We start from the raw sequence: 18,657 nt of genomic DNA, 5'->3' as shown, positions 1-18,657 counted from the left end.
CCCATCGATGCGTGCGGCTTCCATCCTGTTCGTCCTTCTCGCGCTCGCCGGGTGCGGCGCCGTCCAGGTGGAGCCGCCGGTGCCGGAGGGTGAGGCGGTGGCCGCCTGCGAGCGCCTCGCCGGGCTGCTGCCCGAGACCCTCGACGGCGACGGCCGCACCGCGACCATGCCCGAGTCCCCGTACGTCGCGGTGTGGGGCGAGGGCGCCATCGCGCTGCGCTGCGGTGTGCCGCGCCCGGCCAGGATGGCGCCGACCGACCAGCTCCAGGAGATCGACGGGGTGGGCTGGTTCGCCGATCCGGAGACGCCCACCCTGTTCACGGCCGTGGCCGCGCCGCTCTACGTGGAGGTCGCGGTAGGCGGCTCGCACGTGGCCGGCGAGGTGCTGGCCCTGCTGTCGGGCCCGATCGGGCAGGTCTCACCGCAGGCCGGGTGACCGGTTCAGGGCGAGCTGGATGAGCCTGTCGACCAGCTCCGGGTAGGACAGCCCGGACGCCGCCCACAGCTGGGGCGCCACCGACAGCGAGGTGAAGCCCGGCATGGTGTTGATCTCGTTGAGCACCAGCTCGCCCTCGGGCGTGTAGAAGAAGTCGACCCGGGCCAGCCCCTCGCACTCCAGCGCCTCGAACGCGCGCACCGCCAGCGCGCGCACCTCCTCGGCCACCTCGGCGGGGATGTCGGCGGGCACCGTCAGCGACATCTGGTCGGGGTAGTACTTGGCCTCGAAGTCGAAGAACTCCTGCCCGCCCTCGACCTTGACCTCGCCGGGCCTGGAGGCGGCGGGCGGGTCGTCGCCGAGCGACTGCAGCACCGCGCACTCGATCTCCCTGCCGCCGATCGCCGCCTCGATGAGCACCTTGGGGTCGTGCTCGCGGGCGAACTCGACGGCACGCTCCAGCCCGGCCCTGTCGTGGGCCTTGGAGATGCCCTGCGAGGACCCGGCCCTGGCGGGCTTGACGAACATCGGCCAGCCGAGCTGCTGCTCGGCCTCCTTCATGATCCGGTCTCGGCCGAGCCGCCAGTCGCGGTCGCGTACGGCGAGGTAGCGGCCGATCGGCAGGCCGGCGGCGGCCAGCACGGCCTTCATGTAGCCCTTGTCCATGCCGACGGCGCTGGCCAGCACGCCGGAGCCGACGTAGCGGACCCCGGCCATCTCCAGCAGGCCCTGGATCGTGCCGTCCTCGGCGAACGGCCCGTGCATCACCGGGAAGACCACGTCGACCGACCCCAGCTCGACCGGGATGCTGCCCGGGTCGTAGGCGACCAGGCCGGTGCCGCCGGTGGGCAGCGCGAGCGACGCGCCGGAGGTGTCGACGGAGGGCAGCTCGCCGCCCTCGATCTGGAACCGCTGGTCACCGGCGGCCAGCACCCATCTGCCGTCTTGGGCGATCCCGATGGGGACCACCTCGTACTTGCTCGTGTCGATCGCCTCCAGCACGCTCCCCGCCCCCATCAGGGACACGGCGTGCTCAGAATTGCGACCTCCGAAGACGACGGCGACGCGTGGCTTGCTCATGTCGTCCGAATCTACCGGGCGCGTTCCCGTCACAGCGAGCCGAGCACGCGGTAACGGGTCAGACTCCGTAACGCTCGGGCTTGGGCGAACGCGACATCAGGAGCATCCCGGCCTCGGTCGGGGACATGCCGTCGTGCACCACGCCCACCACGACCTCGGTGATCGGCATCTCCACTTCGTGCTTCCTGGCCAGCCCCAGCACGGACTCGCAGGACTTGACGCCCTCGGCGGTCTGGCGGGTGGCGGCGATGACCTCGTCGAGGGTCATGCCCCGGCCGAGGTTCTCGCCGAAGGTGCGGTTGCGCGACAGCGGCGACATGCAGGTGGCTACCAGGTCGCCCATGCCGGCCAGGCCGGCGAAGGTGTGCGGGTCGGCGCCGAGCGCGGCCCCGAGGCGGGAGATCTCGGCCAGCCCCCTGGTCATGAGCATGGCGCTGACGTTGGCGCCCATGCCCATGCCGGCGGCCACGCCGACGGCCAGCGCGATGACGTTCTTCACGGCGCCGCCCAGCTCGACGCCCACCACGTCGGTGTTGGTGTAGGGGCGGAACCAGGGCGGCAGGTGGCAGGCCTTCTGCAGCCGGGCGGCGACGCCCTCGTCGGAGCAGGCGACGACGGCGGCGGCGGGCTGGCGCAGCGCGATCTCCTTGGCCAGGTTGGGCCCGGACACGACGGCCACCTGCTCGTCGGGGACGCCGGCGACCTCGCGGATCACCTCGCTCATCCGCTTGGAGGTGCCGAGCTCGACGCCCTTCATCAGGCTGACCAGGACCGCGTCGCGCGGGATGTGCGGGCGCCAGGCGTCCAGGTTGGCCCGCAGCGTCTGGGAGGGCACGGCGAGCACCACGAACTCGGCCCCGTCGAGCGCCTCGGCCACGTCGGTGGTGGCGCGCAGCGAGGCGGGCAGCGCGATGCCCGGCAGGTAGTCGGTGTTCATGTGGGTGCGGTCGATGGACTCGACCACCTCGCGCCTGCGCCCCCACAGGGTGGTCCGGTTGCCCGCCTCGGCCAGGATCATCGCGAACGTGGTGCCCCATGACCCGGTGCCGAACACCGCGACCTTCGCCATCACGTCACCGCCCTTCGGGGTCGTAGGGAGTCTCCGGCGCCTTCTCGCCCCGGAGCTCTGCCAGCTGCGCGGTGATCGCCGCCATGATGTCGGCGGTGGCCTCGCGCAGCACCTGAGCGTGCGGGGGCAGGCCCGCGTATCCGGACAGGTCGACCGGCTCGCCGACCATGACGCGGAACGTCTTGCGCGGGAACAGCCTGGGCTTCTTCTCCCCGTACGGGAGCAGCTCCTGGGCTCCCCAGTGGGCCACCGGGATCACCTTCGCGCCGCTCTCCAGGGCCAGCCTGGCGACGCCGGTCTTGCCCACCATGGGCCACAGCCCGGGATCGCGGGTGCAGGTGCCCTCGGGGTAGAACAGGATCGCCCCGCCGGCCCTGAGCCGCTCCGACGACGCCTCCAGCGACCTGGCCGCCTCGCTGCTGCCGCGGTTGACCGGGATGGCGCGCAGCGACCGCACCGCGTGACCCAGGAACGGCACCTTGAACAGGGTGGACTTGGCGAGGACGATCGGCCAGCGGCCGTTGTTGTAGAGGAAGTGGGCCAGCAGCACGGGATCGGTCCACGACAGGTGGTTGGCCGCGATGATGATGCCTCCGGTGCGGGGGATGCGGTCGCCCCGGCGCCAGTCGCGCTTGACCAGGAGCGTCGAGAGCGGTTTCACGATCACGACGGCCAGCGTCTCCCAGAAACGCGATGGACGCGTAAAGCGGCTCATGGTCTCCTCCAGCACCGACGGATGCGCCCAAGTGTCCCGGTTGGCCGCGCGGGATGTCGAGGCGCGATGCTTAGCCTATGAGCTTGCGCTGGTCACTGGTGATCCCGGTGAAGACCCTGGTAGCGGCGAAGACCCGGCTGGCCGCCGCCACGGGTCCGCACCGGACGCGGCTGGCCGTCGCCGTCGCCTGCGACACCGTGACGGCGGCGCTCGCCTGCCCGCCGGTGGCGCGGGTGATCGTGGTGACGGCCGACCCCGCCGCCGCGGGGCCGCTGGCGGCCCTGGGCGCCGACGTGGTGGAGGACCCCGACCGGGGGCTGAACACCGCGCTGCGCACCGGCGCCGCGCACGCCGCGCGGCTGGCGCCCGGTGACGCGGTGGGGGCGCTGCAGGCCGACCTGCCGGCGCTGCGGCCGGCCGAGCTGGCCACGGCGCTGGCCGCCGCCGCCGAGTTCGACCAGGCGTTCGTGCCCGACGCGCTGGACGTCGGCACCACCTTCTACGGGGTATGGCCCGGCCGGCCGTTCCTGCCCCGGTTCGGCGGGGAGTCGCGGGCCAGGCACCTGGCGGGCGGGGCGAAGGAGCTGTGCCTGGAGGGCATCGACTCGCTGAGGCGGGACGTGGACACGCCCGACGACCTGCGCGCGGCGCTGGCGCTGGGATTGGGGCGGCACACCGCCGCGGTGGTGGCCGAGCTGTGGCCGGGCTCGGGCTGACCCTCTAGATTGGTTCACGTGCAGGGCACAGTGCGCAGCTTCGACACCGGCACCCGGTCCGGCACGGTCTTCCTCGACGACGGGACCGTGCTGGCCTTCCCCACGCGCGCCTTCGACGCGGGCCCGCTCCGGCTGCTCCGCACCGGGCAGCGGGTCAACATCGCGGTGACGGACGGCGAGATCACCTACATCACGCTGTCGACGTTCCCGCTGCCATGAAAGAGCCCGGGGCCGCGATCGCGGGACCCGGGCCTTCGCCGTCAGCGCTTACTTCTTCTTCGCGGCCTTCTTGCCGCCCTCGTTCACCAGCTCCTTGAAGTCGGAGCCGGGCCGGAACTTGGGCCCCCAGCTCTCCGCGACCTTGATCTCGGCACCGGTCGACGGGTTCCTCGCCGTGCGGGCGGGCTTGTGCACCATTTCGAAGGCGCCGAAGCCGGTGATCGAGACCTTGTCACCGTTCGCCACGGCCTTCTGGACGGCGTCGATGATCGCGTTGACGGCCTCGGTGGCCGTCCTCTTGTCGCCCACGCGGTCCGCGATGGCGTCGACGAGCTCCCGCTTGTTCATGAAAGTTCTTTCCCCCCAAGTTGCGGCTCGGGGTTCCAGCTCACGAGTCCGGCGTAGAAACCCCGTACGCGCTCGAAAGTAGGCGGGATCGCGGGTGAACTCAATCACCATGCGTGTTTTCGGCATCGCGTGGCGTGTCGAGCAGCGCCATCAGGCTTTCGAGGCGGGCGGCGGCCCGCCCCGGATCGCGTTTGGCGAGATCGCAGATGGCGAGGTAGCGGCGGCCCAGCCGCTCCCGGTCTGCGGCGGGCAGCATGCGGACGCGGCGGTGCGCTTCGCGCAGCCGCCGCGCCAGTTCGTCGTCTTCTAGACGGTGGTCGGCAACCATGGCTGCCGACCATTCTCGTACGAGGTGATGTCGTCGGCGTGACGCAGGGTCAGCCCGATGTCGTCGAGGCCCTCCATCAGCCGCCAGCGGGTGTAGTCGTCGATCTCGAACGCGACGGTCTCGCCGGCCCAGCGGACCTGGCGTTCGGCCAGGTCGACGGTCACCTGCAGCTCGGGGTCCGCCTCGATCGCCCGCTGCAGGTCCTCGACCCGCTCGCCCGGCAGCACGACCGGCAGCAGGCCCATCTTGGTGGAGTTGTTGCGGAAGATGTCGCCGAACCGGGCGGCGATGACGACGCGGAAGCCGTACTGCTGCAGCGCCCAGACGGCGTGCTCGCGCGAGGAGCCGGTGCCGAAGTCGGGACCGGAGACCAGGATCGAGGCGCCCGCGTGGACGGGGTCGTTGAGCACGAACGACGGGTCCTCGCGCCAGGCGGCGAACAGGCCCTTCTCGAACCCGGTGCGGCTGACCTGCTTGAGCCAGACGGCCGGGATGATCTGGTCGGTGTCGACGTTGCTGCGGCGCAGCGGCGCGGCCTTGCCGGTGTGCGTGGTGAAAGCGTCCATCGGTACGGGGTCTCCTAGAGGTCGGCGGGCGCGGTCAGGCGGCCGGTGATCGCGGTCGCGGCGGCGACCTGCGGCGACACCAGGTGGGTGCGGCCACCCTTGCCCTGGCGGCCCTCGAAGTTGCGGTTGGAGGTGGAGGCGCTGCGCTCGCCGGGCTGGAGCGTGTCGGGGTTCATGCCCAGGCACATGGAGCACCCGGCCTCGCGCCACTCGGCGCCGGCCTCCTTGAACACCTCGTGCAGGCCCTCCTGCTCGGCCTGCTTCTTGACCATCATCGAGCCCGGCACGACCAGCATGCGGGTGGTGACCTTGCGCCCGCGCAGGATCTCGGCGGCCGAGCGCAGGTCCTCGATGCGGCCGTTGGTGCACGAGCCGACGAAGACGGTGTCGACCTCGATGTCACGCAGTCGCGTGCCGGGGGTCAGCGCCATGTACTCCAGCGCCCGCTCGGCCGCGGACCGCGCCACCGGGTCGGCGAAGCTCTCCGGGTCGGGCACGCTCGCGCCGAGCGGCAGGCCCTGGCCGGGGTTCGTGCCCCAGGTGACGAACGGGGTGAGCGTCGTGGCGTCGATCTCGACGACCTGGTCGAACACGGCGTCGTCGTCCGTCCTGAGCGTCTTCCAGTACGCCACCGCCTGGTCCCACGCCTCACCGGAGGGGGCGTGCGGGCGGCCCTTGAGGTAGGCGAACGTGGTCTCGTCCGGGGCGATCATGCCCGCGCGGGCGCCGGCCTCGATGGACATGTTGCAGACGGTCATGCGGCCCTCCATGGAGAGCTTGCGCACGGCCTCGCCGCGGTACTCGATGATGTGGCCCTGGCCGCCGCCGGTGCCGATCTTGGCGATGATGGCCAGGATCAGGTCCTTGGCCGTGACGCCGACGGGCAGCTCGCCCGAGACCTCGATGGCCATGGTCTTCGGCCGGTAGGCGGGCAGCGTCTGGGTGGCCAGGACGTGCTCGACCTCGCTGGTGCCGATGCCGAACGCGATGCCGCCGAAGGCGCCGTGGGTGGAGGTGTGGGAGTCGCCGCAGACGATGGTCATGCCCGGCTGGGTGAGACCGAACTGCGGGCCGATGATGTGGACCACGCCCTGCCCGGCGTCGCCCATCGGGTGCAGCCGGATGCCGAACTCGGCGGCGTTCTTGCGCAGGGTCTCGACCTGGGTCTTGGAGACCGGGTCGGCGATCGGGCCGAGCACGGTCGGCACGTTGTGGTCCTCGGTGGCGATCGTGAGCTCGGGCCTTCGCACCTTGCGGCCGGCGAGCCGGAGCCCGTCGAACGCCTGCGGGCTCGTTACCTCGTGGATGAGGTGAAGGTCGATGTAGAGCAGGTCGGGCTCGCCGTCGGCACGGCGCACCACATGCTGCTCCCAGACCTTCTCCGCCAGTGTGCGGCCCATGATCTCCTCCTGTTTGCCTGCGATGCCTCGTCGCACCGCCGCTCCCTCGCGGGGCTGCCCCCGACTTGCCTTCTCATATGGCGAGACTGCAGTATCGATGCATGGACAACTCTAGCGGAGTCGGAGTACTGGACAAGGCCGTTCTGGTGCTCAACGCCCTCGAAGCCGGACCGGCATCCCTGGCGCAGCTCGTTCAGGCGACCGGCCTGGCCCGCCCCACGGCCCATCGGCTCGCCGTCGCTCTCGAACACCACCGCATCGTGAGCCGTGACACGCAGGGCCGGTTCGTGCTCGGCCCTCGCCTTTCGGAGTTGTCCACCGCCGCCGGCGAGGACCGGCTGCTGGCGGTGGCGTCGCCCGTGCTGACCCAGCTGCGCGACACCACGGGCGAGAGCGCGCAACTCTACCGCCGCCAGGGCGACGAGCGGGTGTGCGTGGCCGCGGCCGAGCGCTCCAGCGGCCTGCGCGACACCGTGCCCGTCGGCTCGGCGCTGCCCATGACGGCGGGCTCGGCGGCGCAGATCCTGCTGGCCTGGGAGGAGCCCGACCGGCTGCACCGGGGGCTGCGCGGCGCCAAGTTCACCGCCGCGACGCTGGCGTCGGTGCGGCGGCGGGGCTGGGCGCACAGCGTGGGCGAGCGCGAGCAGGGGGTGGCCAGCGTCTCCGCGCCCATCAGGGGCAACGGCGGCAAGGTGATCGCGTCCGTCTCGGTGTCCGGCCCCATCGAGCGGCTGACCAGGGCACCCGGGCGGCTGCACGCCGTGCCGGTGGTGGCCGCGGCGGAGCGGATCACCGAGGCGATGCGGCGCACCTCGTGATCGGTCGAAGCCGTGACGAACGGGAAACCGGCCCACCGGCCCGCCGCCAGCGGTTCCTATAGCACATTTCCCCTTCGTATTTCGGGAGCCGAGTGTCTCGCGGGAGCACTAGCCTGAGTGCGTGACCGATCGCATCGAGGTAGCCGCCACTGAGCTGCGACCCCTGCTCGAAGAGTTCATCTTGTGGGCGCGCACCAACGCGCCTGACAGCGACCCCGAGCTGGTGGGGCCCGCCGCACTCTGGCACCGCCTCGCCTTCTCGCCGGACCTCGGCACGTGGAAGCGCGCCGACCTGCGCGACCTGCTGCTGGACCGCATGCCGGAGGTCGTGGATGATCCTGACGCCGCGGCCGACGGCATGCTGCCGGCCGTCGACGCCTACCTGACGTTCCTCGCGCAGACCGGCAGGCTGACGGCGGGCTCCGACGGCCTCGACGATCTGCGGGCCGAGCTCGACGACGTCGAGGACCGCTTCGTCGAGCTCATGGAGGACCTCATCGACGACGTCGACGAGGACGAGGACGACGATGACGACGTCGGCGACCTCGGCGACCTGGAGCCGTTCGCCGACGAGCTCGCCGCTCTCCCGACGATCCGGCTGCGCCCCGACTCCGAGCTGGCCGCGGCCGCCCGGGGGGTGCCGCTGATCGCCAAGGCCCGCGACCTCGCCCTGTGGGTGGGCTCGGGCCGCCGCATGGGCGACGACACGCTGCTCAGCGACGCCGAGATCGAGGAGGCGCTGGCGACCGTCGGCCTGCCCAGGCCGGAGACGTCCGGCCCGCTGGCGGAGTCCGTCCCGCAGCTGTGGAACGTCTGGAACCTCGCCGTCGACCTGGAGTTCCTGGAGCCGGGCGAGGGCAACACGGTCGCGGTGCAGGACGACACCTCGGAGTGGCCGTTCGACGACGACGAGGACGTGCTCGACGCGTGGATGCTCGGCCTCCACTCGGTCGACTACGGCGACCCGGAGCCGTCCGACGACGACCTGGCCATGGCCCTGGCGGGCCTGACCCGCAACCTGCTCGTCAGGCTGCTGCTCGGGGGCGGCTCGCGGGCGCTGCCAGAGCTCCGCGAGGAGCTGGCGGAGGCCGTCGCCGACAACGACGAGCTGGGCGGCGACGCCTGGGCGGCGACCGGCGACCCGCTGGCGCCCGTGCTCGACTGGTTGACCGGCTACGGCATGGTCGAGCTCGACGGCGACACGCTCAGGCTCACCGCGCTCGGCACCGAAGGCGTCGTCCACCTGGTGGACGATTCCGACATCGAGATCGACGCCCGCCCGGCGATCGAGTCGATGAGCGCCCACGAGCTGCTGGTGCTCAGCGCCGAGCTGCCCGAGGAGGAGGCCGACGCCGAGCTGGCCGCGTGGATGCGGCTGCGCGAGCCGGCCAAGGCGGCGGAGGAACTGCTGCAGGCGGCGGCCGAGGACGAGGCCGACGCGCTGATCCGGGTGCAGGCGGCCAGCGTGGTCGGCACGCTCGGCGCCGACGCGGCCCCGGCCTGGCAGGCGGCGCTGAAGGAGCCGTCGCTGCGCCCGTACGCGGCCACCCACCTGAGCCAGCTGGGGGTGGAGGGCGCGCCGCAGCCGACGGAGGACGACACCTACTGGCTGATCCTCGACATGTGGACGATCTCGGCCGGGCTGGGCCGGGCGGAGTTCGTGGGCAGCCTGCGTGACATCGACCCGGAGATGATCAACAACCTGCTCGAGGTGATCTGGAAGATCCCGCACGCGCACGTCGAGGAGCTGCTGGACCGGATCTCCCAGGTCCACCCCGACAAGCAGGTGGCCAAGGCGGCGCGAAGGGCGCTGTTCAAGGCCCGCTCCGCCAGTCAGTGACGTTTCCGGGAAACGCCGTCTGCCCAAGCAACAGGGCAGGCGGCGTTTTCTGGCATATGCCCCGAAATGCGAAAAGACCCGGTCGGCAGACCGGGTCTTCATGAAAGGTGGTAGTCCCGACCGGATTCGAACCGGCGCTACCGCCTTGAGAGGGCGGCGTCCTGGGCCACTAGACGACGGGACCTTCGTGAGCTTGCGACAGTGGTAGTCCCGACCGGATTCGAACCGGCGCTACCGCCTTGAGAGGGCGGCGTCCTGGGCCACTAGACGACGGGACCCTGTCCGCAAGCGGTGTGCCGGGGACCTCCCCGGCAACGGACGTAACTCTACCGCACCCCGAGGAGCACTCCAAACCACTATGAGGCCAGCAGATCGGGCCTGTGGTGGCGCACCCACTCCCCCATCCGCCCGTTCTCCCAGGCCGGGTCCACGACTCCCAGGGGGATGCCGAGCCACTGCAGGCCGGTGTCCGGGTCGACCGGCACCCGGGCCAGATGGGCGCGCATCCAGCCGGGGACGCGCAGCGGCACCTCGCGCTCGCCCCAGCCGACGAGGCCGACGCTCCGCATGGCCCCGGCGCGCACCTGGACGCCCCCGGGCCGGCCGACGCGGCGCGGGCTGGCCATGCGGCTCTCGACCACGTCGACGCGCTCGATGCCGGCCCACGGCAGCCGGAGCAGGAAGCCGTACGTGTCGGCCATCTCGACGCCTTCGGCGGAGAAGCGGACGACGGTGCCGCGGACCATGCGGCGGTATCTGGACACCAGCACGCCGGTGAGCGCGGCGGTGGCGATGATCCCGATGAGCAGGCCCAGGCGCCCGTCGCCGGTGAGGATGCCGCCCAGAGCGGTGGTGACGGGGAGGAACAGCAGGAGCGGGAGCACGAAGGGAGCGACGAAGGCGCCGAAAGCCCGGTGCCGGATCCGAAACTCTTCCATAAAACAAGAAAACGGATGCCTTATCAGACATCCGTCACGTGCTGGGGTACCAGGACTCGAACCTAGACTAACTGAACCAGAATCAGTCGTGCTGCCAATTACACCATACCCCACCGCTCACGAGCTCCTTCGGAGCGCGCTCGGCGATGTCCGAAAGAATAGCCCAGCCGAGGGGGTAAGGCCAAAACGAATCCGCCACTCCCTTGAAGGCGTGCCAAGCTGAGGGGGACGAACCCCACGTGGAGGAGCCCCAGAGTTGGCCGAGAACCCGTTCTTCGCCCCGAGCAGCCTGCCCTACCGGCTGCCGCCCTTCGACGAGATCCGCGAGGAGCACTACCTGCCCGCGTTCGAGCGGGGGATGGCCGAGCACCTGGCCGAGGTGGAGGCGATCGCCGGCAGCGACGAGCCGCCCACGTTCGACAACACGATCGCCGCTCTGGAGCGCTCCGGCCGGATCCTCGACCGCACGGCCACGGTGTTCTTCAGCGTGGCCGCGTCCAACACCTCCGACACCCTCATGGAGATCGAGAAGCGTGTCTCCCCCGAGCTGACCCGCCACAGTGACGCGATCCGGCTCGACCGGGCGCTGTGGGCCCGCATCAAGCGGGTGACGACGGACGACCCCGAGCAGGCGTGGCTGCTGGAGAAGTACCGCGAGGACTTCATCAGGGCCGGCGCCGACCTGACCGAGCCCGAGCAGGAGCGGCTGCGCGGGCTCAACCAGGAGCTGTCCAGGCTGTCGACCGAGTTCTCGCAGAACCTGCTGAAGGCGTCGACCGAGTCGGCACTGGTGGTCGACGACGCCGCCGAGCTCGACGGGCTGGACGAGGCCGCGATCAGGTCGCTGGAGAAGGACGGCCGCTACGTGCTGCCGCTGCTCAACATCACCAACCAGCCCGCCCTGGCCCAGCTCACCGACCGCGACGTGCGCAGGAGGCTGTTCGAGCTGAGCGTCGGCCGCGCGCCGGTCAACTTCGGGCTCGCCGTCCGCATGGCCACCCTGCGCGCCGAGCGCGCCGCGCTGCTCGGCTTCCCCGACCACGCCTCGTACGTGGTCGCCGACCAGACGGCCAAGACCGTGGCGGCGGTCGAGGAGATGCTGGGCCAGCTCGTCGGGCCGGCCGTGCGCAACGCCAAGGCGGAGGCCGAGGCGCTGGCCGGGCAGGCCGGGTTCCCGATCGAGCCGTGGGACTGGTCCTACTACGCGGAGAAGGTGCGGCGGGCCCGCTACGACTTCGACGCCGACGCCATGCGCCCCTACTTCGAGCTGGGCCGGGTCTTCCGCGACGGGGTGTTCGAGGCGGCGACGCGGCTCTACGGGGTGACCTTCACCGAGCGGCCCGACCTGTCGGGCTACCACGAGGACGTGCGGGTCTTCGAGGTGTTCGACGAGGACGGCTCCGCCCTCGGCCTGTTCCTGCTCGACCCGTACGCCAGGCCGGGCAAGCGCGGCGGGGCGTGGATGAACAACCTGGTCGACCAGTCGTTCCTGTTCGGCGAGAAGCCGGTGGTGATGAACAACCTCAACATCACCAAGCCGGCCGAGGGGCCGACGCTGCTGTCGTACGACGAGGTCAACACGGCCTTCCACGAGTTCGGGCACGCGCTGCACGGGCTGTTCAGCGCGGTGCGCTTCCCCCGGGTGTCCGGCACGAGCGTGCCGCGCGACTTCGTGGAGTATCCGTCGCAGGTCAACGAGATGTGGGTGACCTGGCCGGAGATCCTGGCCAGCTACGCCCGCCACCACGAGACCGGCGAGCCGATGCCGGCCGAGCTGGTGGAGAAGCTGAAGGCGGCGGAGAGGTTCAACCAGGGCTTCAGGACGGTCGAGTATCTCGCGGCCACGCTGCTCGACTGGGCCTGGCACAGGCTGGCGCCGGGCCAGGAGGTCACCGACGCCGAGGCGTTCGAGCAGGCGGCGCTGGAGGCCGCCGGGATCGCCTTCCCGCCCGTCCCGCCGCGCTACCGGACCAGCTACTTCATGCACATCTTCTCGGGCGGCTACAGCGCCGGCTACTACTCCTACATCTGGAGCGAGGTGCTGGACGCCGAGAGCGTGGAGTGGTTCAAGGAGAACGGCGGGCTCAAGCGGGCGAACGGCGACCACTTCCGGCGGGAGCTGCTGTCGCGGGGCGGCAGCGTCGACCCGCTGGCGTCCTTCCGCGCCTTCCGCGGCCGCGAGCCGGGCATCGGCCCGCTGCTGGAGCGGCGCGGCCTGGTCTAGGGCCTCACAGGAACGCCTCGGCGTGCTCGGCCGCCCACTGCGCGAACGTGCGCGGCGGGCGGCCGGTGACCGCCTGGACGGTGTCGGTGACCTGGTAGACGCCGTCGGGCACGTCGAACGCCTCGACCTGGAAGGCGATCAGCTCCTCCGGCACGCCCCGCGCCCGGTAGCGTTCGCGCATCTCCGCCACGCCGAGCTCCACGTACGCGATCTCCCGTCCGATGGCCTCGCCCAGGATGCGCACCTTGGCGGGCATGTCCAGCAGCTCCGGCCCGGTGAGCCCGTAGGAGTGGCCGGCGTGCCCGTCGCCGGTGAGCACGGTCGCGATCACCGCGCCGATGTCGGCCTCGTGGACCATCGCCGTCTTCGTCGCCCCGAACGGCTCCTCGACCACGCCTGCCGTCCGCACCGAATCGGCCCAGGCCATGGCGTTGACCATGAACTCGGTCGGCTGCACGTACGTCCAGTCGAGGTCGCTGCCGGTCACCGCGGCCTCCAGGGTGCCGGTGGACCAGCCGCTGAGCAGGGTGACCTTGCGCACCCCGGCCTCGCGGACCAGCTCCACGACCTCCTTGCCGTGCGGCTGCGGCGCGTAGTCCGGCCCGCCGACGTCGATGAGGTGCACGCCGGTCACCCCGCGCAGCGCGGGGACGAGCGTCTCAGGGCGCGCGAGGTCGCCGCGGACGACCTGCACGCCCGCCGGCAGGCCGGCCCCGGCGGGGTCGCGGGTGAGCGCCCGCACGGGCGCTCCCATCCTGAGCAGCTCGTCGACGACGTGGCGGCCGACGGATCCGGTGGCTCCGGTGATGAGGAAGGTCATGGGAGCGACCGTACGGATCAATGCGGAAGGTTCGGTTCCGCGATGCGCCGGCGGAGCGGTCAGAGCACCTTCGCCGGGAAGGTCACGCCGTTGACCTTGACCTTCCCGCCCGCGCACGACACCTTCGGGTCGTCGGTGCCGGGCACCACGATCGTCAGCAGTTCCTTCGCCGCGGGCGAGACCACGACGTTGGTGCGCTGCTTGGACAGGTAGGTCGGCGACATCCAGCCGAGCCTGCCGCCCCGCTCCACCTTCTGCCCGCCCACCGGCCGGCAGGAGGAGAGCTGCACCAGCGTGACCTTGAACGAGCCGTCGCCGAGCACGACCCGGCCGCCCTTGTTCGAGATCAGCTTCAGCTCGTCGTCGAACCGCCACAGGTTGCGGATCTTCTTGCCGCCGGACGCGGTGTCGTGCACCGCCATCACGTCCTCGCCGTGGTTGACGAACACGGACCGGGTGCGGGTGACGCCGTAGGCCTGGTCGGACAGCCTGAACGACTGGCGGTCCTTGCCGTAGCCGGTCTTGACGAGTTTGCTGGCGGTGCGCGGCCGGAACCGCTGGCCCACCACGGTCGGCACGTTGTGCGCCTCGGGGGAGAGCGTCCAGTAGCGGTACGAGGTCTTCTCGTAGGAGTGGAAGCCGGCGTCGACGAGCACGTCACGGCCCTGGGCGTAGTAGGTGACGCCCAGGTGGTCCTCGTGGCCGTGGTACTTCATGCCGGGGCCGTACCTGATCGAGTAGTACGCCGAGTCGCGCTTGTCCCAGTCGGTGCGGCCGTAGGCGTAACCGGCCCGGTAGGTGCGGACCTTCTCCTTCGGCGTGCCCGTCTCCATCTTGGGCTCGGTCTCGGCGCTGCCGTCGCCGATGGGCACCATGAAGCCGTTCGGCTGGGTGGAGTGGGCGATGAAGTCCTTCAGCGCCTCGGCCCGCTTGCCGATCTCGCCGGGCACCTTGCGGCCGCACGCGCGCATGTTCGTCATCGCGACCTGGAGTCGCCCGTACACGTAGACGGCGTAGCGGGGGGCCTGCTCCATCAGCGCGCCCTGGGAGTCGACGTCCAGCTTCACGGTGCCGGTCAGCCGCCTGGAGGCCAGGTCGGACCAGTCCTTGCGGTGGTAGCGGCAGCCGATGGCCATGAGCGCGATGTCCTGGTCGATGCCGTGGTTGTGGCCCTTCTTGTAGAGCCGGGGGTTGGACAGCAGCCTGGCGTGGACGGTCAGGCTCTCCTTCAGCCAGCTCTCGTTCACGTGCCTGCTCAGGCAGACGAGCGGCTGGGTGCGCAGCGAGACCGGGTGGTCGGTCCAGACGTAGGACTTGGTGCCCCGGGCGCCGTGCTTGTTGCGGGCCACCCAGTCCTTGGTGATCTCCTTGGCGCGGTCCAGGTAGCGCTTCTCGCCGGTGTTCTCGTACTCGACGACGAGGGTGCCCATCCAGCGGAGCGAGTGGTAGACGTACTCCCACGAGCGGTTCCGGTACGGGCTCGCGTTCCAGTCGATCTTCTTGCCCAGCTTGTAGGCGGGCAGGCCGACCAGGGAGATCTCGCCCTGCATCACGTCCGCGGCCGTCGGCGTGCCGGGCAGCCAGTCACCCTGGCACTCGGCGGTGCGCTTGACGGGGGTGTCCGCCTGCGCCGGGCTCCCAGCAGCGCCGAGGACGAGCGTGAGAGCAAGAGGGATCGCGAGGCGGCGCACGCCGATTCCTTTCGGGCCAAAGAGGTGAGGGTGAAACATGCTGGCTGAATCCGGATAACAAGGTCAAGTCGGGTGCGCGATCGTTAGCCGCCCGATGCGCTCCTCATCCGGGTCGGTCATGCTGATCTCATGAGATATGACGACATCGTGCTTCCCGACACCCCCGTGTGCCACGCCGCCCGGGAGATCGCCGCCAAGTACCACACGCCTTCCCTGATGAACCACTCGATCAGGGCCTACCTGTTCGCCGCCGCCTACGGGCAGGCGAACGGCATCGCGTTCGACGCCGAACTCCTGTACGTGTCCGCGATGCTGCACGACATGGGCCTGACGCCGGAGTTCGACAGTCACGCGGTGCCGTTCGAGGAGGCGGGCGGCCATCTGGCCTGGGCGGTCACGGCGGGCGCCGGGTGGCCCGAGGAGCGGCGGGTGCGCGCCGCCGAGGTGATCGTCCGCCACATGTGGGACGAGGTGCCGGTGGACAGCGACCCGGAGGGTCACCTGCTGGAGCTGTCGACCGGCATGGACATCTCGGGCCGGCGCACCGACGACATCCCGCCGGGCGTGCGCGAGGAGGTGCTGCGCCGCCATCCGAGGCTGGACCTGGCCCAGGAGTTCGCCGGGTGCATCGCCGAGCAGGGGCGGCGCAAGCCGTCGAGCATCGCGGGGGCCTTCCTGCGCGGCGGCGTGCTCGACCGGATCGCCGCCAACCCGCTGGACCGCCTCTGAGACGCGGGCGTCAGGACGCCGGTGCCGCGTGCTGGATCACCTCGAACGTCCACACCTGGGAACCCGACGCGGCCGGGCCCTGCCCGTGGCCGTGTCCCTGCCCGTGTCCCTGCCCGTGTCCCTGGCCGCCGCGCTCGGCGGCGGCCTCGGCGTGGCCGCGCTGGAAGGCCTGGCTCTCCTGCCAGCGCTGGAAGTCCTCCTCGCTGCGCCAGCGGGTGTAGACGAGGTACTGGTCGGTGCCCTCGACCGGGCGGAGCAGCTCGAACCACTCGAAGCCGTCGGCCGACTCCACCAGCCCGGCCCGGTTGGAGAAACGCTTCTCCAGCGTCTCGCGCATCTCGGCGGGGACGGTCAGCACGTTGATCTTCACCACGGACACGGGAGCTCCTCCAAGACGTTCCGGTGCTTGCCCGACAAGCAAATCACGGCGGCGGCCCGCTCGCCGGGCGGGCCCCGCCGGTTAATCGTCCGGACCCCGCCGGTGTCGGCGATAGCCTTGTCAGGTGCGTATAGCGAGGTTCTCCGCAGGCGAAGGCGTGGCGTTCGGCGTGGTCGAGGGCGGCCCCGGTGAGGAGATGGTGTCCGCCGTCGCCGGTCATCCGTTCAACCAGGTCCAGTTCACCGGCGAGCGGTTCCCCCTGTCGCAGGTGAAGCTGCTCGCCCCGATGCTGCCGAGCAAGGTCGTGGCGATCGGCCGCAACTACGCCGAGCACGCCCGCGAGATGGGCAACGAGGTGCCCGACGAGCCGCTGATCTTCATCAAGCCGTCCACCTCGGTGATCGGCCACGGCGAGTCGATCGCCTACCCGACATCGCTGTCCCACCGCGTCGACTACGAGGGCGAGCTGGCCGTGGTGATCGGCAGGCTGTGCCGCGAGGTGCCGGTCGAGCGGGCCAAGGACGTCATCTTCGGCTACACGTGCGCCAACGACGTCACCGCCCGCGACCTGCAGAAGAAGGACGTGCAGTTCACCCGGGCCAAGGGCTTCGACACCTTCTGCCCACTCGGGCCGTGGATCCAGACCGACCTCGACGCGTCCGACCTGGCGCTCACCACGTCGGTCAACGGCGACATCCGGCAGAGCGGCCGCACCAGCCAGCTCATCCACGACATCCCCGCGCTCGTCGCCTACGTCAGCGCCGTCATGACACTGATCCCCGGCGACGTCATCCTGACCGGCACGCCCGCGGGCGTGGGCCCGCTGGAGATAGACGACGAGGTCAGCGTCGGCATCGAAGGCATCGGCACTCTGACGAACAAGGTGGTTGCTCGTGACTGATCTACGGGTGCGCTTCGCCCCGTCCCCGACCGGCATGTTCCACGTGGGCGGCGCCCGCACGGCCCTGTACAACTGGGCGCTGGCCGAGCAGTCCGGCGGCCGGTTCGTGCTGCGCGTCGAAGACACCGACGCGTCGCGCAACCGGCCCGAGTGGACCGAGGGCATCATCTCCGCCCTCGACTGGATCGGCGTCAACGGCACCAACCCGGCGTTCGAGGGCCCCTACTTCCAGTCGGCGTTCGAGCCGCAGCACCGCGAGGCGGTGGCCAAGCTGCTGGCCGACGGCAAGGCCTACTACTGCGACTGCACCCGCGAGCGGCTCGTCGCCCGCACCGGCTCCGAGCACCGCGGCTACGACGGTCACTGCCGCGAGCGCGGGCTGAGCGCGGGCGCCGTCCGCTTCCGCACCCCCGACGAGGGGGTGACCGTGGTCGCAGACCTGATCAGGGGCAACGTGGAGTTCCCCAACGAGGCGCAGGAAGACTTCGTCATCGCCCGCACCGACGGCTCGCCTCTTTACGTGCTGGCCAACGCGGTCGACGACATCACCCAGGGCATCACCCACGTGGTGCGCGGCGAGGAGCACCTCGGCAACGCCGCCAAGCAGGAGCTGCTGTGGCCGGCGCTGGGCGCCACCCCGCCGGTCTGGGCCCACCTGCCGGTGATCGTCAACGAGCAGCGCAAGAAGCTGTCCAAGCGCCGCGACAAGGTCGCGCTGGAGGACTACCGCGCCGAGGGCTACCTCGCCGAGGCCATGGTCAACTACCTCATGCTGCTCGGCTGGGGTCCGGGGGACGACCGCGAGATCATGCCGTGGTCGGAGATGGTGCCGCTGTTCCGGCTCGAGGACGTCAACTCCTCCAGCGCGTTCTTCGACGAGAAGAAGCTGCGCGCCTTCAACGGCGAGTACATCAGGGCGCTGCCGCTGGAGACGTTCGAGGAGCGCTGCCTGCCCTACCTGGAGCCGTCCTGGGACCGCGAGCTGTTCAGCAAGGTCGCCCCGCTGGCGCAGACCCGGGTCGGGGTGCTGTCGGAGATCCGGCAGAACGTCGACTTCCTGTTCCTGGAGGAGCCGGTGTTCGACCAGGCCTCCTGGGACAAGGCGATGAAGAACTCCCCCGAGGAGATCCTGAGCGGCTACCTCGACCGGCTCGACACCGTGAGCTGGGACCCGGAGTCGCTCAAGGAGGCGCTGGAGGAGGTCGGCGCCGCCAACGGCCTCAAGCTGGGCAAGGCGCAGGCCCCGGTGCGGGTGGCGGTCACCGGCCGGACGGTCGGTCTGCCGCTGTTCGAGTCGATCGAGGTGCTCGGCCGCGAGCGCGCCAAGGAGCGCGTCCGCACGGCGCTGGCGCGCCTGCGAGGCTGAGTGCCGGGGTAACCGCCGCGCTCTGGGGCTTTCTCCTCCACGCGCAGGGTTGGAGGGGCGCCGCAAGGACGCCC

The 18,657-nt window shown here is 70.9% G+C and carries 20 protein-coding genes and 3 tRNA genes; 9 read left to right on the top strand and 14 right to left on the bottom strand.

Annotated elements, in window-relative coordinates:
• The first annotated feature begins 7 nt into the window (after positions 1–7).
• On the top strand, positions 8–436 hold the full coding sequence (locus tag ACZ6YG_RS17175; RefSeq protein WP_148029513.1) for a DUF3515 family protein: 429 nt from the start codon (positions 8–10) through the stop codon (positions 434–436).
• Here the strand turns inward: ACZ6YG_RS17175 and ACZ6YG_RS17170 are convergent.
• The 3 genes from ACZ6YG_RS17170 to ACZ6YG_RS17160 are packed head-to-tail and all read right to left on the bottom strand — an operon-like array spanning position 419 to position 3,300.
• Complete coding sequence (locus ACZ6YG_RS17170) at positions 419–1,516, bottom strand: D-alanine--D-alanine ligase family protein (protein WP_466018547.1); 1,098 nt, start codon at positions 1,514–1,516, stop codon at positions 419–421. The two genes, ACZ6YG_RS17175 and ACZ6YG_RS17170, sit on opposite strands and share 18 nt — an antisense overlap.
• A 58-nt stretch (positions 1,517–1,574) precedes the next feature.
• Positions 1,575–2,585 (bottom strand): NAD(P)H-dependent glycerol-3-phosphate dehydrogenase, encoded by a 1,011-nt coding sequence (locus ACZ6YG_RS17165; RefSeq protein ID WP_148029511.1) that lies wholly within the window; start codon positions 2,583–2,585, stop codon positions 1,575–1,577.
• Positions 2,586–2,589: 4 nt separating this feature from the next.
• Positions 2,590–3,300 carry a lysophospholipid acyltransferase family protein gene (locus ACZ6YG_RS17160; protein WP_148029510.1) on the bottom strand — a complete coding sequence of 237 codons (711 nt, stop codon included), beginning with the start codon at positions 3,298–3,300 and terminating at the stop codon, positions 2,590–2,592.
• 77 nt (positions 3,301–3,377) lie between these two features.
• Between ACZ6YG_RS17160 and cofC the strand changes: the two genes are divergently transcribed.
• Complete coding sequence (cofC, locus tag ACZ6YG_RS17155) at positions 3,378–4,016, top strand: 2-phospho-L-lactate guanylyltransferase (protein ID WP_466018546.1); 639 nt, start codon at positions 3,378–3,380, stop codon at positions 4,014–4,016.
• Between the two features lie 18 nt (positions 4,017–4,034).
• Complete coding sequence (locus ACZ6YG_RS17150; RefSeq protein WP_219543711.1) at positions 4,035–4,235, top strand: hypothetical protein; 201 nt, start codon at positions 4,035–4,037, stop codon at positions 4,233–4,235.
• A 48-nt stretch (positions 4,236–4,283) separates the two neighbouring features.
• Here ACZ6YG_RS17150 and ACZ6YG_RS17145 read toward each other — a convergent pair whose 3' ends face one another.
• From ACZ6YG_RS17145 to leuC, 4 genes are all read right to left on the bottom strand, one after another.
• A complete protein-coding gene (locus ACZ6YG_RS17145) occupies positions 4,284–4,583 on the bottom strand; it encodes an HU family DNA-binding protein (RefSeq protein WP_148029507.1) in 300 nt (99 codons plus the stop codon).
• Between the two features lie 100 nt (positions 4,584–4,683).
• Positions 4,684–4,911 carry an SCO5555 family protein gene (locus ACZ6YG_RS17140; protein WP_148029506.1) on the bottom strand — a complete coding sequence of 76 codons (228 nt, stop codon included), beginning with the start codon at positions 4,909–4,911 and terminating at the stop codon, positions 4,684–4,686.
• The gene (leuD, locus tag ACZ6YG_RS17135; protein WP_148029505.1) at positions 4,890–5,477 is read right to left on the bottom strand and encodes a 3-isopropylmalate dehydratase small subunit; all 588 of its coding nucleotides are present in this window, start codon (positions 5,475–5,477) and stop codon (positions 4,890–4,892) included. Before leuD ends, ACZ6YG_RS17140 begins: the two co-directional genes overlap by 22 nt.
• Before the next feature lie 14 nt (positions 5,478–5,491).
• A complete protein-coding gene (leuC, locus tag ACZ6YG_RS17130) occupies positions 5,492–6,877 on the bottom strand; it encodes a 3-isopropylmalate dehydratase large subunit (RefSeq protein WP_466018545.1) in 1,386 nt (461 codons plus the stop codon).
• Positions 6,878–6,978: 101 nt separating this feature from the next.
• Between leuC and ACZ6YG_RS17125 the strand changes: the two genes are divergently transcribed.
• The gene (locus ACZ6YG_RS17125) at positions 6,979–7,695 is read left to right on the top strand and encodes an IclR family transcriptional regulator (RefSeq protein ID WP_148029504.1); all 717 of its coding nucleotides are present in this window, start codon (positions 6,979–6,981) and stop codon (positions 7,693–7,695) included.
• A 121-nt stretch (positions 7,696–7,816) separates the two neighbouring features.
• Positions 7,817–9,535 carry a hypothetical protein gene (locus ACZ6YG_RS17120; RefSeq protein WP_466018544.1) on the top strand — a complete coding sequence of 573 codons (1,719 nt, stop codon included), beginning with the start codon at positions 7,817–7,819 and terminating at the stop codon, positions 9,533–9,535.
• 108 nt (positions 9,536–9,643) lie between these two features.
• Here ACZ6YG_RS17120 and ACZ6YG_RS17115 read toward each other — a convergent pair.
• From ACZ6YG_RS17115 to ACZ6YG_RS17100, 4 genes are all read right to left on the bottom strand, one after another.
• Positions 9,644–9,719 (bottom strand) — tRNA-Glu (locus ACZ6YG_RS17115).
• 18 nt (positions 9,720–9,737) lie between these two features.
• A tRNA-Glu gene (locus ACZ6YG_RS17110) sits at positions 9,738–9,813 on the bottom strand.
• Between the two features lie 78 nt (positions 9,814–9,891).
• Positions 9,892–10,473: a hypothetical protein gene (locus tag ACZ6YG_RS17105; protein ID WP_466018543.1), complete on the bottom strand. Its 582-nt coding sequence runs from the start codon at positions 10,471–10,473 to the stop codon at positions 9,892–9,894.
• Between the two features lie 41 nt (positions 10,474–10,514).
• Positions 10,515–10,586: transfer RNA gene (locus ACZ6YG_RS17100), tRNA-Gln, on the bottom strand.
• Between the two features lie 143 nt (positions 10,587–10,729).
• Here ACZ6YG_RS17100 and ACZ6YG_RS17095 point away from each other — a divergent pair.
• Positions 10,730–12,697, top strand: coding sequence for a M3 family metallopeptidase (locus ACZ6YG_RS17095; protein WP_466018542.1), 1,968 nt, complete (start codon positions 10,730–10,732; stop codon positions 12,695–12,697).
• A 4-nt stretch (positions 12,698–12,701) separates the two neighbouring features.
• Here the strand turns inward: ACZ6YG_RS17095 and ACZ6YG_RS17090 are convergent, their stop codons facing one another.
• Positions 12,702–13,517: an NAD(P)H-binding protein gene (locus tag ACZ6YG_RS17090; RefSeq protein ID WP_219552324.1), complete on the bottom strand. Its 816-nt coding sequence runs from the start codon at positions 13,515–13,517 to the stop codon at positions 12,702–12,704.
• Positions 13,518–13,576: 59 nt separating this feature from the next.
• Complete coding sequence (locus ACZ6YG_RS17085) at positions 13,577–15,208, bottom strand: heparinase II/III domain-containing protein (RefSeq protein WP_466018541.1); 1,632 nt, start codon at positions 15,206–15,208, stop codon at positions 13,577–13,579.
• A gap of 129 nt (positions 15,209–15,337) precedes the next feature.
• Between ACZ6YG_RS17085 and ACZ6YG_RS17080 the strand changes: the two genes are divergently transcribed.
• Positions 15,338–15,937, top strand: a complete 600-nt coding sequence (locus tag ACZ6YG_RS17080; protein WP_148029498.1) for an HD domain-containing protein — start codon at positions 15,338–15,340, stop codon at positions 15,935–15,937.
• A 10-nt stretch (positions 15,938–15,947) separates the two neighbouring features.
• Here the strand turns inward: ACZ6YG_RS17080 and ACZ6YG_RS17075 are convergent, their stop codons facing one another.
• A complete protein-coding gene (locus tag ACZ6YG_RS17075) occupies positions 15,948–16,316 on the bottom strand; it encodes an antibiotic biosynthesis monooxygenase family protein (protein WP_148029497.1) in 369 nt (122 codons plus the stop codon).
• 124 nt (positions 16,317–16,440) lie between these two features.
• Between ACZ6YG_RS17075 and ACZ6YG_RS17070 the strand changes: the two genes are divergently transcribed.
• The gene (locus ACZ6YG_RS17070; protein WP_219552330.1) at positions 16,441–17,217 is read left to right on the top strand and encodes a fumarylacetoacetate hydrolase family protein; all 777 of its coding nucleotides are present in this window, start codon (positions 16,441–16,443) and stop codon (positions 17,215–17,217) included.
• On the top strand, positions 17,210–18,583 hold the full coding sequence (gene gltX / locus ACZ6YG_RS17065; RefSeq protein WP_466018540.1) for a glutamate--tRNA ligase: 1,374 nt from the start codon (positions 17,210–17,212) through the stop codon (positions 18,581–18,583). The genes ACZ6YG_RS17070 and gltX overlap by 8 nt, the downstream gene beginning before the upstream one ends.
• Positions 18,584–18,657 lie beyond the last annotated feature (74 nt).

This window comes from Nonomuraea sp. NPDC054003, assembly GCF_055585125.1.
The sequence above is the reverse complement of the archived record's forward strand: the minus strand, read 5'-3'. Positions and strand labels throughout refer to the sequence as shown.

What these genes read in the sequence shown, in the direction of transcription:
- ACZ6YG_RS17175 (WP_148029513.1), top strand. Translation starts at nt 8, where the DNA reads ATGCGTGCGGCTTCCATCCTGTTCGTCCTTCTCGCGCTCGCCGGGTGC.
- ACZ6YG_RS17170 (WP_466018547.1), bottom strand. Translation starts at nt 1,516, where the DNA reads ATGAGCAAGCCACGCGTCGCCGTCGTCTTCGGAGGTCGCAATTCTGAG.
- ACZ6YG_RS17165 (WP_148029511.1), bottom strand. Translation starts at nt 2,585, where the DNA reads ATGGCGAAGGTCGCGGTGTTCGGCACCGGGTCATGGGGCACCACGTTC.
- ACZ6YG_RS17160 (WP_148029510.1), bottom strand. Translation starts at nt 3,300, where the DNA reads ATGAGCCGCTTTACGCGTCCATCGCGTTTCTGGGAGACGCTGGCCGTC.
- cofC (WP_466018546.1), top strand. Translation starts at nt 3,378, where the DNA reads ATGAGCTTGCGCTGGTCACTGGTGATCCCGGTGAAGACCCTGGTAGCG.
- ACZ6YG_RS17145 (WP_148029507.1), bottom strand. Translation starts at nt 4,583, where the DNA reads ATGAACAAGCGGGAGCTCGTCGACGCCATCGCGGACCGCGTGGGCGAC.
- ACZ6YG_RS17140 (WP_148029506.1), bottom strand. Translation starts at nt 4,911, where the DNA reads ATGGTTGCCGACCACCGTCTAGAAGACGACGAACTGGCGCGGCGGCTG.
- leuD (WP_148029505.1), bottom strand. Translation starts at nt 5,477, where the DNA reads ATGGACGCTTTCACCACGCACACCGGCAAGGCCGCGCCGCTGCGCCGC.
- leuC (WP_466018545.1), bottom strand. Translation starts at nt 6,877, where the DNA reads ATGGGCCGCACACTGGCGGAGAAGGTCTGGGAGCAGCATGTGGTGCGC.
- ACZ6YG_RS17125 (WP_148029504.1), top strand. Translation starts at nt 6,979, where the DNA reads ATGGACAACTCTAGCGGAGTCGGAGTACTGGACAAGGCCGTTCTGGTG.
- ACZ6YG_RS17105 (WP_466018543.1), bottom strand. Translation starts at nt 10,473, where the DNA reads ATGGAAGAGTTTCGGATCCGGCACCGGGCTTTCGGCGCCTTCGTCGCT.
- ACZ6YG_RS17090 (WP_219552324.1), bottom strand. Translation starts at nt 13,517, where the DNA reads ATGACCTTCCTCATCACCGGAGCCACCGGATCCGTCGGCCGCCACGTC.
- ACZ6YG_RS17080 (WP_148029498.1), top strand. Translation starts at nt 15,338, where the DNA reads ATGAGATATGACGACATCGTGCTTCCCGACACCCCCGTGTGCCACGCC.